Source organism: Streptomyces sp. IBSBF 3136, from assembly GCF_036815105.1.
Lineage (GTDB): Bacteria > Actinomycetota > Actinomycetes > Streptomycetales > Streptomycetaceae > Streptomyces.
Genome location: NZ_JAJSZC010000476.1, coordinates 1 through 954, shown reverse-complemented (window position 1 = coordinate 954; position 954 = coordinate 1). Strand labels below are relative to the sequence as shown.

The window sequence follows — 954 nt, the reverse complement described above, 5'->3', positions numbered from 1 at the left end:
TGGGCGGGCCTGGGCTCGCCGGCCTCGGCGGGCGCAGGCTCGGGGACCACGGGGGAGGCCGGCTCACGGGCCGGTAGGGACCCGGACTCACGAACCTCGGCAAGCGCCGACTCGGGGACCGGGACCGCGAGGGAGCCCGGCTCACGGGTCCGTAGGGACCCGAACTCACGAACCTCGGCAGGCGCCGGCTCGGGGACCGGGACCGCGAGGGAGCCCGGCTCACGGGCCGGTAGGGCTCCGGACACACGAACCTCGGCAGACACCGCCTCGGGGACCGCGAGGGCCCCGGACTCACGGATCACGACGGACCCCATCTCGCGGAGCTCGAGGTACCCGGAGTCACGTGGCCCGATGGGGCCGGGCTCGGCGGCGAAGCCCAGCCGGCCGGCGTTGCGCACGACGGACCGGACACGGGCGTGGGCGTACCGCACCCGGAACAGCGGATTGCTCTCCCGCTGCACCAGATGATCGGCGGTGATGCGGGGCCGGTCGTGCGGCGCGGGATGCAGCAGCGCCCACTGGGCGGCGTCGGCACCGAGCGGCGCGGGGTCCTCCGGCGCAGGCACGGGCCGGAGGTTGACCGGCTCGCGGTGCTCGACCTCGGCGCAGCCGCCCTGGGTGGCGACGATTCGGACGACGGCGTCGGCGACGACCTCGGCCCGAGCCTCGTACGGCACCCGCAACACGACGACCTGCCCGGCGAGCAGGTCACTGTGCCCGTAGGCGGAACCGCGCTCCAGGATCTCCCGGACGAGCGCCACGACGGGGTCGGCTTCCTCACCCAGACTGATGTTGAGGAACCCCGGCCCGGTGACGACGACGTCCCGTATCCCAGGGAACTCCAGGAGATGAGCCCGCAGCACCTCGGCGACCTTGAGCGGCGGCAGCCCAGCCGGCCGAGCGAGCCGCAGAGCGACGTTGGTGGCGAAGTCCCCGCACCCCCCGGCCCCCGGC

1 pseudogene is annotated in these 954 nt (G+C 74.9%); it reads right to left on the bottom strand.

Features of this window, described 5'->3' with window-relative positions:
• Positions 1-954 (bottom strand): annotated as a pseudogene (locus V7E45_RS40315) (hypothetical protein); the annotation flags it as partial.